We start from the raw sequence: 15,459 nt of genomic DNA on the forward strand, positions 1-15,459 counted from the left end.
TAGTCACAATTTTAGCAAAACATTCCGACTGCATAGGAGTTATTTTTCGCGCAGGCCAATACAAAAATAAAACCCCATCTAAAGGTTCTTCTCTAATACTTCAAGTATGTCTTTAGCTGTAGGAGGACATCCCGGCACGTTTTGCGTAAAGCCTCTAGTGCAGTTTCCAACTCCTATACCTTCACCTTTTTCCCCTTTATAACCTTGACCTATAAAAACTTTTGTCTTAAGCTTTCTTAAAACGCCTTTTTCGTCAAGCCTTGCAAGAGCATGAATTAAGCTGCCGTAGCATGCAGAGCAGGCATCTTTTTCATTAACATATTTGGACAATTTTTCAATTTCACGGGAATAAGGTATTTTCTTGGTGTTATTATTTTCGTTTAATTCATTTACCTGTTCCTTTGAAGATATGCACCTTCCTACCCCTATGCCCTCCGCTATTTTTATATACGGTATTTCATTTTCGTCATAGCCCATTAAATTCGCCACATATGAATCCACTAAAACCGGATCGAACCCTAAGATAATTCTATCCATTTGAACAGGATTACCGCCTTCTTCAAAGTTCAAGTCTCCTATCAGTCCATCTACTATTATCAAATCAGTCCTCAGGACCTTATTTAAATATGCGATGGGTTTATGCAGCCCCATAGTGTGAAATCTTCTCTTTTCCGAATTTGGAATACAACCCTTCAAATTTTTTAAAGCACAGGTCATCTTGGTCTGGCAGTGTCCTTTAAGAACCGGCATGTTTATCAAGTAATCCACTTCCAATGCTTTTTCGCATACGTTTATCTGCATACCATTTGCGTCGCAAGTCCTGTACTTGTCCTTTTGCAAGTCGATTAAGGGAATATGATATTTTTCGGCAATTTTTGTATATCCGCATACTTCAAAAGCTCTTGAAGTTTTATCTCCAACCCAGGAGCCTTCCATAATAAGGATGTTGTTAAAACCTTTTGACTTTAAGTATTCAATTGTCCCCTCTACAAGTTCCGGCGATGTGGTAGCTCCGGAGGCAGAAGGTTTTGCTACCACTAGGTTAGGTTTTATGCCTATAAGTGCATCTCTTTTGATGTCATTTTTGATTTTAAGTTTTGAAAGGGCATCAAAAATCATTTCCTTTGGCTTGTTGCCGTATATCACATAGATTTTATCTTTTAGCATATTTTGCATTGTCCCACCTTCCTGTTGTGATTTTTAATATTTATTTTACCATATTAGAGGTTGCAGCCATAATTTTGCGGTATAAAAGGCCTACTCCTCTATTATAATTAGTGTAGGGGCAGACATAAATGATTAATTTACAAAAGATATATGATACTATAAAAATATGAATCTTTTATGCAAAGGAGGTTTTGTTTTGACCGAGGCAGAGAAAATAAAGGCCTTTATAAAAGAAAATATTGAAAGGTATAAATTTAGCGGAGTCGTCATCGGAATTAGTGGCGGAATTGATTCGGCAGTAGTGGGAAAACTGCTGGTAGATGCAATCGGCAATGACAAAGTGTTCGGGTTGATTCTGCCGGAAAGGGATTCGGCAAAAGAAACCGTAAAAGATGCAAAATTGGTTTGCGAGTTTTTAAAAATAAATTATAAGATAAAAAATATCAGCAGGATACTCAGAAGCATGGGCGTGTATTCTCTTAAGCCCCCTGCCTTGATATTTCCCAGATCTGTTCAGGAAAGATACGCCCAAAATGTTTGGCTGGCAGAGGACAAGCCCTACATCCAAGATTTGCAAAACCGAGGAAACAAGAGTTTTAGAGAAAGTCTTGCTTATTACAGAGCAAAACCCAGGATAAGATCAGTCATTTTTTATTTTTATGCCGAGCAATTAGGTTATGCTGTAGCAGGATGTACAAATAAGACAGAGGCCCTGACAGGATTTTATGTTAAATGGGGAGATGAGATTTGCGATATCGAACCTATTAGTCATCTTTATAAAACTCAGGTTTACGAACTTGCTGAAATACTGAAAATTCCTCAAAAAATCATCAACAAAAAGCCCAGCCCCGACATTGCCCCCGGAATCACTGATGAATTTGCCCTTGGAATTAGTTATGAAGAAATCGACAGGATATTAATTAAGATCGAGAAAGGAGAAGACCTTTCTGGAGAAAAACAGGAAAGTATTGGGAAGATTAAAGAGGTCCTGGCAAACAAAAAACTCCGGGAAATAAAGTGCCTTCACCTATAAAATATGCTTCCCTTGCCGGAAGTCTTATTTCCGGTTTAAAGGAAGCATTCTTTCTATTTGCTAGACTTTTTTCTTTTTTAGGAGTTTTAGTCTAAAGAAATCTTCTCTATCCTTTTCTTCTAGGACATCTGATATCATTTTTACTAGATATTCGTATCTTGGAATTTGAATATTCTGCAGGGCATTAGCTCTTTTTTGCGTTTTTTTGATTTCAACTGCCAGCTTATAAACTGAATCTTCTACCTCTGCCAGTTCATATATTAAATAAATTACATCATGGAATTTCTGCAGGGCGACATCAAGTGCGGTATTTGTGTGATAAAAGCTATAGTAATGATCAACATCTTTCTTCTCATATTTTACCATGGGAATTTCCACACCCATTACGCTGTGGTTTAAGATAGTGATTTCGTCGGCAAGGGGAATTGATTTTGCCACCTGATAAACTTCGCTAATTCCTAATGTAACATTAGCTAAAATTAATGCCTCATAAGCTTCTTTAAAGGTTTTGCCTATGCTGTCTTGAAGTTTTTCAGCCCTATCCATAAATCCCATCATTTCTCTTATAAGCACGTTTCTTTTTTTATCCAGCAATTCATAACCTTTTTTGGAAAAGTCGAGGGCTGCCTCAGAATCCATTAAATTGGCTTTAGTTGGTGCAATATTTTCTTGCACGAAAATCACTTCCTAAGATATTTTTGCACAAGGGCCGGATCTATTCTGTTAAGCTCTTGTTCAGGCAAAATCTTAAGTAAATCCCACATGAGATCCAGCGTATAAATAATATCTCTATTTTCTTCGAAGCTTTGTTTTGCAAAAACTTCCTCAAAATTCTTTCCAAATTCCATATACTTTGTATCAGTTTCCGAAAGTTCATCTTCACCTATAACCTGTGCCAGCGCTCTTATCTCTTGGACATTCGAATAAGCGGAGAAAACCTGGTTTGCTACATCCGGATGATCTTCTCTGGTATACTCTGCGCCTATGCCGTCTTTCATTAAACGAGAAAGGGATGGCAGCACATCGATAGGGGGATATATACCCATTTGGTATAGTGATCTGCTCAAAACTATCTGGCCTTCAGTAATATAGCCGGTAAGGTCAGGCACCGGATGGGTAATATCGTCATTGGGCATTGTAAGTATAGGTATCTGGGTTATACTGCCCTTTGCGCCCTTTAACATTCCTGCTCTTTCGTAAAGGCTGGCCAAATCTGAATAGAGATAGCCGGGATAGCCTTTCCTGGAAGGCACTTCTTCGCGAGCAGAGGATATTTCCCTTAGAGCTTCACAATAACTTGTCATGTCTGTCAATATAACCAGCACATGCATATCACACTCAAAAGCAAGATACTCTGCAGCAGTAAGTGCGCATCTCGGCGTCAAGATACGTTCAACCACAGGATCGTCCGCCAAGTTTACATACATAACAACTCTGTCCATAACCCCGGCTTCTTCGAAAACCTTGCTGAAATAATTAGCTTCATCATGCTTTATACCCATGGCTGCAAATACGACGGCAAATTTTCCGGCTTCTTCTCCGCTGATTTTAGCCTGTCGAACTATCTGAGCCGCAAGCTGATTGTGAGGAAGACCGTCTCCTGAAAAGATAGGAAGTTTTTGCCCTCTTATAAGGGTTATAAGGCCGTCGATTGCAGATATGCCGGTTTGTATATAATTTCTGGGATATAGCCGCGCCACCGGATTCATCGGTCTGCCGTTTATATTATAATACTTATCGGAATAAATTTCGCCCGCTCCATCTGCAGGTTCCGCTATCCCGTTAAATCTTCTGCCCAATATTTCTCTTGATAAAGGTATCTCCATTGGCTTGCCGCTAAATACAACGCCTACATCATTTAAGGAAATTCCTGATATCCCTTGAAATACCTGAATTATTACTTTGTCTTTATTTATCTGAACAACTTTGCCTGTTCTGCGTTCATGATTTGGCATTTCCACTTCTACAAGCTCATCATAAACGGCACCTTCTACGTTGCTCATAACCACTAAAGGCCCCTCAGCTTTATCCAGTTTTCTGTATTTAACCTTCATTGGCGGCACCTTCTTTATACATGCTTTCCAAGCTGTCGTAATGATTGTCTATTCTTTTGCTAAGTTCATCAAAGATCTCAGGCTTGTCGTCCGAGATATTGTACTTCATCATTATAATATCGGAAAATAACGTCTCTTCTTTTACCTTAGACAATGGTATACCCTTTTTTATGCAAGCAGAAGCCCGATCATATAACTTGTCGATTATCTTCAGCATTTTATATTGTCTCGAAAGAGGAGCATACGCATCTTGAGGGTGGTAAGCATTTTGCTGCAAGTATCCTGATTTTATAATTTTTGCTATTTCAAGGATTATTCGCTGCTCATCAGGAAGCACATCTTCCCCTACCAATTTCACTATATCCATAAGTTTATCTTCTTCTTGAAGAATTCTCATCATCTTTGCTCTTAAATCCACAATATCAGGCGCAACATTTTCCTTAAACCAATCCTCCAGCATTGGAATATAGCCGCTGTAAGAAGAAATCCAGTTTATTGAGGGAAAATGCCTTGCATGAGCAAGTTCTCTGTCCAGAGCTAAAAAAGCGCCTACTATTCGCTTTGTAGACTGAGTAACAGGCTCGGAAAAATCGCCGCCTGCCGGTGAAACTGCGCCTATGATAGTCACCGAACCTTCTGTTCCGTTCAAGTTTTTAACATACCCGGCCCTTTCATAAAAAGCAGCAAGCCGTGAGGCAAGATATGCAGGGTAACCTTCTTCGGCCGGCATTTCTTCAAGTCTTCCGGCAATTTCCCTAAGCGCTTCCGCCCACCTAGACGTGGAGTCGGCCATTATAGCCACACTGTATCCCATGTCTCTGAAATATTCAGCAATAGTAATTCCCGTATAAATCGATGCTTCTCGAGCTGCCACAGGCATGTTCGATGTGTTTGCTATGAGAACTGTCCTATCCATCAAAGGATTGCCGGTTCTAGGGTCGCGCAGTTTAGGAAAGTCTTCCAGAACTTCGGTCATTTCGTTGCCGCGCTCTCCGCAGCCTACATATACTATGATGTCAGCATCGCTCCATTTTGCAAGCTGATGCTGTGTTATAGTTTTTCCTGTGCCAAATCCTCCGGGAATAGCTGCCGTTCCGCCCTTTGCTATGGGAAAGAATATATCTATTACTCTTTGACCGGTAACCAAAAGCTTTTCTATGGGCATACGCATTTTTACAGGCCTTGGAACTCGCACAGGCCACTCTTGCTCCATTTTAAGCTCATGTTTTTTGCCCAAGGAATCTTCTAATACTGCAAGTGTATCGCAAATAGTATATTCTCCGCTATCTGCAGCGCTTACAACTTTGCCTTCTATGCCTGGCGGAACCATGATTTTATGGGTTACCATGGAGGTTTCCTGCACTGTAGCAAATATGTCGTCAGATTTAAGGACATCGCCGACTTTAGCCAAAATATCGGCATGCCATAGTTTCTTCTCATCTATTGATAAAAGGCCAATACCTTCAGGTATGAATTTAAGGCCGGAGCTATATATCTCGGAAAGAGGCCTTTCAATTCCGTCAAAGATGTTTCCTATGATACCGGGTCCCAGCTTCAATGAGAGCGGGCTGCCTGTGCCGATTATTTTTTCATTTGTCTTAAGGCCCGATGTTTCTTCATATACCTGAACCGTTCCTATATCTTTTTCAAGAGAAATAACTTCGCCGATAAGTTTTTTCTCACCTACCATGACCATCTCTCTTACCGAAAAGTCTTCCATGTTATTGGCTTTGACAACAGGACCGTTAATATAAATTATATTACCTTGATTCGACATTCTGCCACCCCTCGCCAAGCCTTGAAGACAGGATTTCACCTGCTAGTTTGCGGCTTTCTTCTATTATGGTATCAATTGTAAAATCTACTTCAAGACTATCATCTGAAGTCTTCGCAAAAACGCCGCCGCTTATGCTCTTTGCTTCTTCGATCTTAAAGTTGTCTTCACTTCTTGATAATTTTATAGTATTTAAAATCATATCCTTATGTCTTTCGATGTCATTTGGACTAAAACTAAAAATTACAAACTGATCATTTGAAAACTTGCTGTTAACTTTTTTAATAGCTTCTTGCAGAAATTTGGTATATTCCTCTGTTTCGGCAAAGGATAAAGCTTCCTTTTTTACCTCGTCTATTATTCTTTCAACAAACTTACGTCTTTGTTTTAGCACCGCAAGATGCATATCTGATTTTGCCTTTGAAATCATCTGCTGTTTTTTTACTGTAGCGTTTCTTGTTGCGTTATCAACTGAATTCTTTATTTTTTGCTCATAGTCTCTTATGATCTCCGATTTACGGTTTTCGTAATAACGGGTAAGTTTTTCACGTTTTTCTGCATAATCCTGCTCTATTCTCTCTATGAGCACCTTTGTAAAAAGCGCTATTTTATCTTCAATGGTAGTAGCCATGCTGTCACCTCAAATCTTAACTCCTATGGACTCCTTAATATTCCTCGTTAAAAAGTCAGGAGGGCGTCTTGTTCCGTGTCTGTCCGGAATTTCAATTATGATAGGAAGTCCGGAAGAAAGTTTCATTGCATCCAATTCATTTTTTACCTTTTCTGCCGCAAGTTCTGTTATGATCACTATTCCTATATCATCACTTGCTCTTGCCTTTTTTAATTCATTTAGGATTTCTTCTCTCTCATGTACCACTACGCCCTCTACTCCGGCAAGTCTCATTCCTGCCAGTGTAGTATGGTTGTCACTTATCAAGAAACATTTCATTCGTATCCCTCTACAATCTTCCGAGAATCATTATGGACACAATCAAGCCGTAAATTGCGATACCTTCTGCAAGACCTACGAATATCAAAGTTTTACCCAAAACATTCGGATCTTCGGAAACTGCTCCTAATGCCGAAGAACCAACTGCACCTACAGCATAGCCTGCGCCTAGGGTAGCAAGACCTGTTGCAAGAGCCGCTGCGATAAATCCCAAACCAGATGAAGAATCAGCTGCAGATGCCGCACTGGCAAAGCTTGGTATCATAAAAAACAGGAAAGTCGCGATTAGACCGGCATAAACTGCTGTGCTGTATTTGCTGAGCTTTTTGAAACGTTTTGCCCTTACTTCATCTTTCATAAAATAAATAACAAACCCTGTTGTCAAAGTTATTAATGATATAGCCATTGCAATAAATAATATAATATACATATTAGCTCCTCCTCAAAACTTATAAAGTTAATATAGAATTTAGTTTTCTACACGCCGGCATTAATACTCTCAAGTTTTTTAGGCACAAATGACACTCGTTTCACCCTGACAGGCTTATACTCGATACCGTCACCTCGGAAATACTTAGTAAAGAGTTCATAGTATTCTAGCCTGAGGGCCTGTATAAATACTATTAGCCCTTCTAGACCAATTATAACTATGTTGCCTATAACCAGCATCACTATGTTGCCTACTTTAGAACCCATCATCTCCCCCATCGTTGCAAAAGCCATGTAAAGGCCTACATGGTTTAAGGCAAAAGCTCCTACTCTTATAAATGATATGGTATTTGACATCATTGAAAGCAATGTTTCTATAACACCAAAGCCTTCTTCAATATAATAATCGGTAGGGGAACTGTTATATAGTTTGCCTGTATGCATAATGGTGTTCGCTAAAGGCTGCTTTAGCACCATTAAAACCAAAAAAACTATAAGTGCATAGACCAATATTGGCGAGATTCCACTTTTTGCAATAACTGATGATGTAACCAAATACAGCACTGTTAGGTAAAATGCCAGCCCAACTACGCCGTTTCTTCCAAAGACACCTTCTTCTACATTGCTTTCAAGATATGAATTCATGATATTGTAAATATAGCCTACTATGGTTAGGACAACGCCTAAAACGATGGCTGCCACCAGCATATAATTTATATTCGCCATCGGCCTTATAACAAGAGGCTGGATAATTTCTTCAGAACCAAAGACGCTTCCATAGAAAAAGCCGAATATCGTCGACGCAAAGCCCATTCTACTTAACACACCGCCTAGGCTGGTTCTTTTTAGTGCGATTTCCATAAAAAGTCCTGCGCTAAAGAGTATAAGGCCTTGTCCTACATCTCCAAACATCGCTCCAAAAAGCAGCATATACGTTATGCTAAAAAAAGCTGTAGGATCTATTTCATCATAAGCAGGTGTGCCATACATCTTTACTAAGGCTTCAAAAGGCCTGAAAATTTTAAGGTTGCTGAGCTTAGTAGGGGGTGTAATGATTGAATCTCCCGTTTTCACATCGTCTATCAGTAGGATAATTCTATCGCCAAACTGCTGTTTGAGGCTGTCTGTTAATTTGGATACCCGGCTTATGGGTACAAAACCAAACATGAAAAATAAGTCTTCGCCTACTGCAACATCAGACTTGACCTCTTCAATTTTCTTTTCCATTTCCAGCCTCGAAAAGCCCTTTTCGACTTCTTCTGCAAAGTCTATTTTAAACTTTTGAAGCGATTCTTTCAGTAATTCAACTGCTTTTTGGTCTTCTTCTATGCTTGCAGTAAGTTCTTCTATAATATTTTCTGCGGTTCCGCCCTTGTCAGGAGGCAGCGGTAAAACGCTATAATTTAATGAACTGAATATTTTTTCTACAGTCTCTTCTAGGATAATAGGAGTTATAATTGCTGCAACAACATCCTTGCCTTCTGTTGCCACTTTCAGGATTACAGCGGGTATGTTTTCATAGTTCTTTTTTACTCTTACATAGTCATCTCGCGAAAACTTCAGAAGCCGAAATGTCAAGTACTTCATTCCGGAAAGTCTTGATATATCCAAGCTGTATTGTCTCAAATATTTCAGGCTTTCTATATATGTCTGCTTTTGCTCTATTAACTGAAGTTTTTCATTTATTTCATCTGCAGTTTTGCGCACTTCTTTGTAAATATCGGAGAGGCTTTTCATAAATTCCTCATAATCATAATCCTGCCCTAGGTGCTCAAGTTTTACGCGAGGCGAAAGTTCAAAGAGGCTTGCTAGTGCTGCAATCATTTGCTCGTCCTGGGTAAAATCACGTTTAGAAGTATATGGCTTTAGAAAGGGAAGTTCTTCCAAAGCCTTTATGTTTTTTTCAGTAGGGGGCAGAAAGAAATCGCTGGAATTTACCCGGGCAAGAGCATTTATCATGTGCATGCTTTCATCTACCAAAACAAGTCGTAAAAGGCGGTTTAATATAGAATTTTCCCCGATTATGCCAACGATTTTCATCTTTTCAACTGCCATAAAATCATCTCCCGCAACTTATATAGCCTTAATTAGAAATTTATTTATTTGGTCAGGCTGCATATTGTATCTGATGCTTTCCATTATAGAAATGATATCCCGAATTTCAAATTCAAAAGAGTATATATAGTTAATTGTCTGCATTATACTCATTGAATATTCACGGGCAAGTTTTTTGAGTTTATAGTATATATATCTATTTATGCGCCTTTCCATATAAATGTCTCTTGACATTTCCTCTTTTTTAAATAAAAACCCGTATCCCGCATCTTGCGCCATGGCATAAAGCTCGTCAAGAGTTTTAGTGTAGCACATTGATCTTCTTTTAGTAAAATTCAGCTTGTCTCCAAAATTAATTGTATAATTCAAGAGTTCCTCAGGAGAAATGTTGTAGAACTTTTTGCCCCGATATATCCACTGAATATTGTAAAGGTCCGCTACCATGCCTTCCCATTTTTTAAGAATTATGCTGTCTTCTTTTGAAACATTTTTCATTTTATTTTCTAGGATTCTAAAATATCCTGCATCAAGAAGCATTTCAAATCTAAACAAGTTTTCGGTTTTCGTCCTAAGCAAAGGCTTAAGTATATCGAAGAAATCGGAACCTTCTGTAGCATAAATAAGTTCTTCGACAGTTTTTGCCTTCAAAAACTTTTCGGGCTCAATTTTGCTGTATTTGCCTAAAAAGGAAAGAGGCCTTTCTGTTATGTCAAACTTTTCGTTGTTGAAGATTTCTCTGGCCAACACTTTCAAGTCTTCAATTTCATATTTGAGATAAAATGAAGAAATAAATTTTTTGTAGTCGTAGCGAAAATAATGCAGCAGTTTGTCCATATTTATTATCATATTGCGTTTTAATATATCTTCAATATATCTGCGGCTAAGTTTGTCAGCAGGCAAGTCTTTTAAAAACTGGCCATAAAATGTGCTGTCTCGCAAATAAAAAGCAATTTCAGGAACAGATTTTTTCTCAAGCAAAGTTTCGTAATCACTTTCCGTAAGAAACTTTCCCTCCATTGCTCTGATTTTAGTATTTACTGCTGCGTAAATTGCTATTTTATCCATAGCGTTCACTCTCTATGTCGAAAATCCGTTTTAATATCTCTGCTACCAGTTCTTCATGGATATTCTGAAATTCCTGTTCCATGTAGCTTACGACTTCTTTTGATTTTTTATTAAGATTATCGACTTCTTCTTGGGCTTCTTGCATTATTTTCCTAACAACTGCATTTGTTTCTTCTTCCAGTCTCTTTGATAAATCTTCAACTATCTTCTGTTCTTCTGCCTTGTAGCGCTGTTCTAATTCTGCCAATTGTTTTTCTCGGGCGGCACTGATCTCTTGTATCTTGTCGTCCAATTCGATGAACTTTTTTATTACATCTTGTTCCTGCAAAGTATCACCTTCTTAAAAGGTTTTAAAATAACTAACTATGTGTTTATCTTTCACAAATTAGATATATCTTGTAGTTTATTACTCTTAATATGTAAAAGCAATTGTCAATTAATTACAAATCACCTTGAATCAAGACAATTAATTAAAAAGAACCCAATAACGCCAGTCATGCTCTAACAACCTTTTAATTACTGCAAATTGCTAAAAATAGCCCCCTTCGCCCAAAGACAGAGTCTGTCTTTGGTTCAAAGGGAGCGTGTTTAGATTTGCAAAATATGTTTAGGTTTTTATTTAGGATTTTGCCGTGTGTGTAGAAGCTACAAACTAAATAGTTCTTGCCACTTCATACGCATCCCATATAGCATACATTATATTGCGTGCTCTATTGGCATCTCCTATAGTATAAACTTTAGGCAGCTTGCCTGATATTTCATTATATAGGCACTTATTTGGCTTTAAACCTACTGATATAACTACCGTATCGGCCGGGATAGTGGTTCTCTTGAAGTTATTATCTATAACTTCCACTGCTCCGTCTTTTACTTCAAGGAGGCTGTTGTTTAAGACTGTCTTTATATTGTGAAGTTTTATCATATCGAGCACCATTGTCCTATTCATGTGAGGCACAGGAAGACCTGCCGACATCAGTTCAGGAAGCATCTCGACAATAGTTACCTCTTTGCCTGCCATCGCAAGACTTAAAGCTGTCTCACATCCGACGAGGCCGCCGCCGACAACTACAACTTTATTGCCTACCGGTTTTTCTTTAAGAAGAGCTTCTGTGGCTGTAACAACATTGTCTTTGTCTATTCCGGGCACATTCGGTTTAATGGGTGTAGAGCCTGTTGCAACTATTACCACATCTGTTGCATTTGCTTTTACAAACTCAGAGTCAACTTCTGTGTTTAGTTTGACATCGATTCCAAGTTTATTCATTTGAGTTTTATACCAATCAAGTAATCTCTCGTTATCCTTTTTAAATTCGTCAACTGATGCTTCTATTAGATGTCCCCCTAATTTGTCGGTTTTCTCATAAAGCGTCACCTTATGTCCTCTTAAGGCAGCTACTCTCGCGGCTTCCATACCGGCTACGCCGCCACCAATAATCATTACATTTTTGGTGCAGCAGGCAGGATAAATGCCATAGTCTACTTCTCTTGCACATGCAGGATTTACTGCGCAGCATAGCGGTTTGCCTTCAAAAGCTCTTCCAAGGCAGCCGTCATGGCAGCCTACGCAGGGACGAATATCTTCCGGTCTGTCTTCCAAAACTTTATTTGGCCATGCAGGATCCGCAAGAAGTGCTCTACCTAAGCAGACCATATCTGCGGCCTTTCCTTCTTCTAGCGTCTTTTCTGCAAGTTCCGGCAAATCCATTCTGCCTGCAACTATTACAGGAACATTTACTACTTTCTTCAATTGTTCCGTAAGCGGCAGATAAAGGCCGTGTTTCTGGTATATCGGGGGATGTGCCCAATACCAGGCATCATATGATCCTGCATCTGCATCAAAGGCATCATATCCGGCTTTTTCCAAAATTGGCGCGATGGTAAGCCCTTCTTCTGTGTCTCTTCCTTTTTCCACAAACTCTTCCCCATCGAGTCCGCCTTGATTCCAACCTTTGATATAACTCTTTATGCTAAATCTTAAACTGACCGGAAAGTCTTGACCATTTACCTTTTTTATAGCCTTGACAATTTCAATAGGTAAAGTAAGTCTCCCCATTACGTCTCCGCCGTATTTATCTGTCCTTCTGTTAAACATTCCAATTGTAAACTGATCAAGTAAGTATCCTTCATGAACAGCATGGATTTCAACACCGTCAAATCCTGCTACTTTTGCTATAGCAGCTGACTCGGCAGCCATTTTAACCAATTTTTCTACTTCTTTTGTCGTAAGTTCCCTGCATGTAACAGAGGGATCCCAGTAATTGGGTATTGCAGATGGCGCAACGGGTTCGCCGACAAGCATTGCAGGAGCCGCAACCCGGCCAAAGCCTATTGCAAGCTGCAGGAATATCTTGGAATCATATGCATGAATTCGTTCCACCATTTCAGATGTTGTATTTATAAAGTGAGCAGGGTCCATTGTTGTGCAAACAATGATTCCGGGATGCATTTTTTCAATTTCATTTTCAATTTTGGTAACGCTTGTAATAATTAGACCGGTTCCACCCTTGGCCCTTTCTATGTAATAATCCTGGGCTCTCTTGGAAAAACCGCCTTTGTCAGTCGCAAGTCCTAATATACCCATTGGAGCCATAGCTATTTTGTTTTTAACTTCTACCTTGCCAATCTTAATTGGCTCAAAAAGTTTCTTATAACCAGACATTAAATGGTCACTTCCTTAATTTTAAATTTTACTTACTATTTATTAAATTCTACATCCGATTGACAAAATCCTGCTTAAGTTAAAAAATTATAAAAAAAATTGGGTTTCGTCTTATTTTTTCGTATCCCGGCGCACATTGATTTTTGCGAATAGTCATGATATATTACTTTATATAAGTTGCACTAATTGCAAGTATATAAACAACATACAACAGTTGAAGGGGCGTGGGCCAATGAAAGTTATTAAGCGAGACGGACGTATACAGGAGTTTGACATCGGCAAGATTCAAGTAACCCTGGAAAACGTATCTGATGAAATATCAAAACCGCTTACGGCATCTGATATTAAAAAACTTCTTACAAGCATTGAAAAAGCAGTTTATTCTCGTAATCAGGAGGAAATCAGGTCATCTGAAATATTCGAAATTGTTATCGAAAAATTAGAAAAGGCAGGTTTTCACGATATAGCAGCTGCTTATAAAAAGGGGAAAGATTAGTTTTTTAAAAGTTTTACATGAATTCAGCAGGAGTGGTATCGCAGAAATTTATTTTTGGTGTCATAGATACTTATTTTGCGCTTACATTACCATAAAAAAGAAATCAGGTAAGAAGAGAATAATCATCTCTATCTTACCTGATTTGTTATTATTGTCATAAAGTTGTTATTGTTATTGCCATCCTTTTATTGCTGTCGTTCTAACTTTTATAGAAAACCTATTTTTATCTTATAAAAGCAAAATATAGTACGAAAGTTACCGCAAGAACATACATCATCCAATGAACTTCTTTTCCTCTCCCTGAAAACAGCATAAGCGCCGCATATGCAATAAAGCCTACCGAAAGACCTAAAGAAATACTGAAGGTAAAGGGCATTAGAACGGCTGTAAGAAAAGCCGGAAATGCTTCATAAAAGTCATCAAATTTAATTTCGTTAAGACTTGTTGCCATAAAAATTCCCACGATAATCAGCGCCGGAGCTGTAGCCGCCGTTGGAACCGCCAGAGCTATAGGCGAAAATATAATACTTGCAATAAAAAGAACCGCCACTGTAACTGCCGTAAGACCAGTCCTGCCGCCAACGCTTACGCCGGCTGCGCTTTCAACATATGTAGTAGTGTTGCTTGTTCCCAGCAAGGAACCTATAACAGTACCTATGGAATCTGCAAATAGGGCCTTGTTTCCTCTTTTAAGGTTGCCGTGTTCATCTATCATACCTGTGCGGCTGGCCACACCTACAAAAGTACCTATTGTGTCAAAAAGATCTGCAAAAAAGAGCGAAAATATAACGGGATACATAGAAAGCTGTAAAGCGCCTTTAATGTCAAGTTTGAGAAGACCTGGCGCTATACTTGGCGGAGCCGAAATAATCGATGCCGGAATTTTTGTTATACCCATTGGAATTCCTATTATTGAAGTAATCATTATTCCGAGCAAAATTCCGCCTTTAACACCTTTTGCCACAAGAACTGCTGTAATTATAAGACCTACCGCCGCAAGTAAAACAGCAGGATCTCTAAAATTCCCCAGGTCCAAAAAAGTATCCGGGTTACTAATAACAATTCCAGAATTTTTAAATCCTATAAATGCAATAAAAAGTCCTATGCCAGCGCCTACCGCATGCTTTAGTGACATTGGTATCGCCCGAATTAAAAGTTCCCTTAAACCTGTAAGTGTAACAATAACAGCTATAATACCTGAAAGAAATACTGCTCCCAGCGCAGTCTGCCACGGAATTCCCATTTTTCCCACCATGACATAGGCAAAGAAAGCATTAAGGCCCATGCCCGGAGCCAGTGCGAAGGGATAGTTGGCATAAACTCCCATAAACAGCGTCGCTATAGCTGAAGCAAGCGCTGTAGCCATGAATACCGCTCCCTGGTCAAGGCCGGCATCTTTTAAAACTATAGGGTTTACGAGAAGAATATAAGCCATAGTAACAAATGTTGTAATACCTGCCAGAATTTCCGTTCTGACATTTGTCCCATTTTCCGACAGCTTAAAAAACTTTTCAAAAAAATTAGATTGGCTGCCGGCAGAAACATCGTTTTTCAATAGAAAAGCCTCCCTTTAAGATTATTTTGTTTGTAAAAACTACGTATAAAGTAAATAAAAGTTGTAAAATTAATGTGTAAACAGGAGCCGTAATTTTTTCCGTATTGCCGGAATTACGCAGGTATGAATATTGTTTTTTCCAGAGAATATATTACCAAATAAGCTAGACAATGTCAATAAAAATACGAATTTTATCTTTGTAAATAGATTTAACGTTCGTATT

14 protein-coding genes are annotated in these 15,459 nt (G+C 38.8%); 2 read left to right on the forward strand and 12 right to left on the reverse strand.

Features of this window, described 5'->3' with window-relative positions; genetic code table 11:
• Nucleotides 1–78: 78 nt before the first annotated feature.
• Nucleotides 79–1,167, reverse strand: coding sequence for a DUF362 domain-containing protein (locus TSYNT_RS06175; RefSeq protein WP_059032879.1), 1,089 nt, complete (start codon nt 1,165–1,167; stop codon nt 79–81).
• Nucleotides 1,168–1,333: 166 nt separating this feature from the next.
• Between TSYNT_RS06175 and nadE the strand changes: the two genes are divergently transcribed.
• On the forward strand, nt 1,334–2,200 hold the full coding sequence (gene nadE / locus TSYNT_RS06180; protein ID WP_059032625.1) for an NAD(+) synthase: 867 nt from the start codon (nt 1,334–1,336) through the stop codon (nt 2,198–2,200).
• A 60-nt stretch (nt 2,201–2,260) separates the two neighbouring features.
• Here nadE and TSYNT_RS06185 read toward each other — a convergent pair whose 3' ends face one another.
• The 10 genes from TSYNT_RS06185 to TSYNT_RS06230 all read right to left on the reverse strand — a co-directional run bounded on the left by TSYNT_RS06185 (nt 2,261) and on the right by TSYNT_RS06230 (nt 13,185).
• Nucleotides 2,261–2,875 (reverse strand): V-type ATP synthase subunit D, encoded by a 615-nt coding sequence (locus TSYNT_RS06185; RefSeq protein WP_083497674.1) that lies wholly within the window; start codon nt 2,873–2,875, stop codon nt 2,261–2,263.
• A 5-nt stretch (nt 2,876–2,880) separates the two neighbouring features.
• Entirely contained in the window at nt 2,881–4,254 is a 1,374-nt protein-coding gene (locus TSYNT_RS06190) for a V-type ATP synthase subunit B (RefSeq protein ID WP_059032626.1), read from the reverse strand.
• A complete protein-coding gene (locus tag TSYNT_RS06195; RefSeq protein ID WP_059032627.1) occupies nt 4,244–6,031 on the reverse strand; it encodes a V-type ATP synthase subunit A in 1,788 nt (595 codons plus the stop codon). The genes TSYNT_RS06190 and TSYNT_RS06195 overlap by 11 nt, the downstream gene beginning before the upstream one ends.
• The gene (locus tag TSYNT_RS06200) at nt 6,015–6,659 is read right to left on the reverse strand and encodes a V-type ATP synthase subunit E (RefSeq protein WP_059032628.1); all 645 of its coding nucleotides are present in this window, start codon (nt 6,657–6,659) and stop codon (nt 6,015–6,017) included. The genes TSYNT_RS06195 and TSYNT_RS06200 overlap by 17 nt, the downstream gene beginning before the upstream one ends.
• 9 nt (nt 6,660–6,668) lie before the next feature.
• Nucleotides 6,669–6,977, reverse strand: coding sequence for a V-type ATP synthase subunit F (locus TSYNT_RS06205; protein ID WP_059032629.1), 309 nt, complete (start codon nt 6,975–6,977; stop codon nt 6,669–6,671).
• 10 nt (nt 6,978–6,987) lie between these two features.
• On the reverse strand, nt 6,988–7,407 hold the full coding sequence (locus TSYNT_RS06210; protein WP_059032630.1) for an ATP synthase subunit C: 420 nt from the start codon (nt 7,405–7,407) through the stop codon (nt 6,988–6,990).
• Between the two features lie 47 nt (nt 7,408–7,454).
• Nucleotides 7,455–9,461, reverse strand: a complete 2,007-nt coding sequence (locus TSYNT_RS06215; protein ID WP_059032631.1) for a V-type ATP synthase subunit I — start codon at nt 9,459–9,461, stop codon at nt 7,455–7,457.
• An 18-nt stretch (nt 9,462–9,479) separates the two neighbouring features.
• Nucleotides 9,480–10,526, reverse strand: a complete 1,047-nt coding sequence (locus TSYNT_RS06220) for a V-type ATPase subunit (protein WP_059032632.1) — start codon at nt 10,524–10,526, stop codon at nt 9,480–9,482.
• On the reverse strand, nt 10,519–10,854 hold the full coding sequence (locus TSYNT_RS06225; RefSeq protein ID WP_059032633.1) for a hypothetical protein: 336 nt from the start codon (nt 10,852–10,854) through the stop codon (nt 10,519–10,521). Before TSYNT_RS06225 ends, TSYNT_RS06220 begins: the two co-directional genes overlap by 8 nt.
• 324 nt (nt 10,855–11,178) lie before the next feature.
• Complete coding sequence (locus TSYNT_RS06230) at nt 11,179–13,185, reverse strand: oxidoreductase (protein WP_059032634.1); 2,007 nt, start codon at nt 13,183–13,185, stop codon at nt 11,179–11,181.
• A 232-nt stretch (nt 13,186–13,417) separates the two neighbouring features.
• Between TSYNT_RS06230 and TSYNT_RS06235 the strand changes: the two genes are divergently transcribed.
• Entirely contained in the window at nt 13,418–13,681 is a 264-nt protein-coding gene (locus TSYNT_RS06235; RefSeq protein WP_059032635.1) for an ATP cone domain-containing protein, read from the forward strand.
• Nucleotides 13,682–13,904: 223 nt separating this feature from the next.
• Here TSYNT_RS06235 and TSYNT_RS06240 read toward each other — a convergent pair whose 3' ends face one another.
• Entirely contained in the window at nt 13,905–15,236 is a 1,332-nt protein-coding gene (locus TSYNT_RS06240; RefSeq protein WP_059032636.1) for an NCS2 family permease, read from the reverse strand.
• Between the last annotated feature and the right edge of the window lie 223 nt (nt 15,237–15,459).

It is taken from the genome of Tepidanaerobacter syntrophicus, from assembly GCF_001485475.2.
GTDB lineage: Bacteria > Bacillota > Thermosediminibacteria > Thermosediminibacterales > Tepidanaerobacteraceae > Tepidanaerobacter > Tepidanaerobacter syntrophicus.

Bases quoted from the DNA above. Each gene is read 5' to 3' on its own strand.
- TSYNT_RS06175 (WP_059032879.1), bottom strand. From the start codon at position 1,167: ATGCTAAAAGATAAAATCTATGTGATATACGGCAACAAGCCAAAGGAA.
- nadE (WP_059032625.1), top strand. From the start codon at position 1,334: ATGAATCTTTTATGCAAAGGAGGTTTTGTTTTGACCGAGGCAGAGAAA.
- TSYNT_RS06190 (WP_059032626.1), bottom strand. From the start codon at position 4,254: ATGAAGGTTAAATACAGAAAACTGGATAAAGCTGAGGGGCCTTTAGTG.
- TSYNT_RS06195 (WP_059032627.1), bottom strand. From the start codon at position 6,031: ATGTCGAATCAAGGTAATATAATTTATATTAACGGTCCTGTTGTCAAA.
- TSYNT_RS06200 (WP_059032628.1), bottom strand. From the start codon at position 6,659: ATGGCTACTACCATTGAAGATAAAATAGCGCTTTTTACAAAGGTGCTC.
- TSYNT_RS06205 (WP_059032629.1), bottom strand. From the start codon at position 6,977: ATGAAATGTTTCTTGATAAGTGACAACCATACTACACTGGCAGGAATG.
- TSYNT_RS06210 (WP_059032630.1), bottom strand. From the start codon at position 7,407: ATGTATATTATATTATTTATTGCAATGGCTATATCATTAATAACTTTG.
- TSYNT_RS06215 (WP_059032631.1), bottom strand. From the start codon at position 9,461: ATGGCAGTTGAAAAGATGAAAATCGTTGGCATAATCGGGGAAAATTCT.
- TSYNT_RS06220 (WP_059032632.1), bottom strand. From the start codon at position 10,526: ATGGATAAAATAGCAATTTACGCAGCAGTAAATACTAAAATCAGAGCA.
- TSYNT_RS06230 (WP_059032634.1), bottom strand. From the start codon at position 13,185: ATGTCTGGTTATAAGAAACTTTTTGAGCCAATTAAGATTGGCAAGGTA.
- TSYNT_RS06235 (WP_059032635.1), top strand. From the start codon at position 13,418: ATGAAAGTTATTAAGCGAGACGGACGTATACAGGAGTTTGACATCGGC.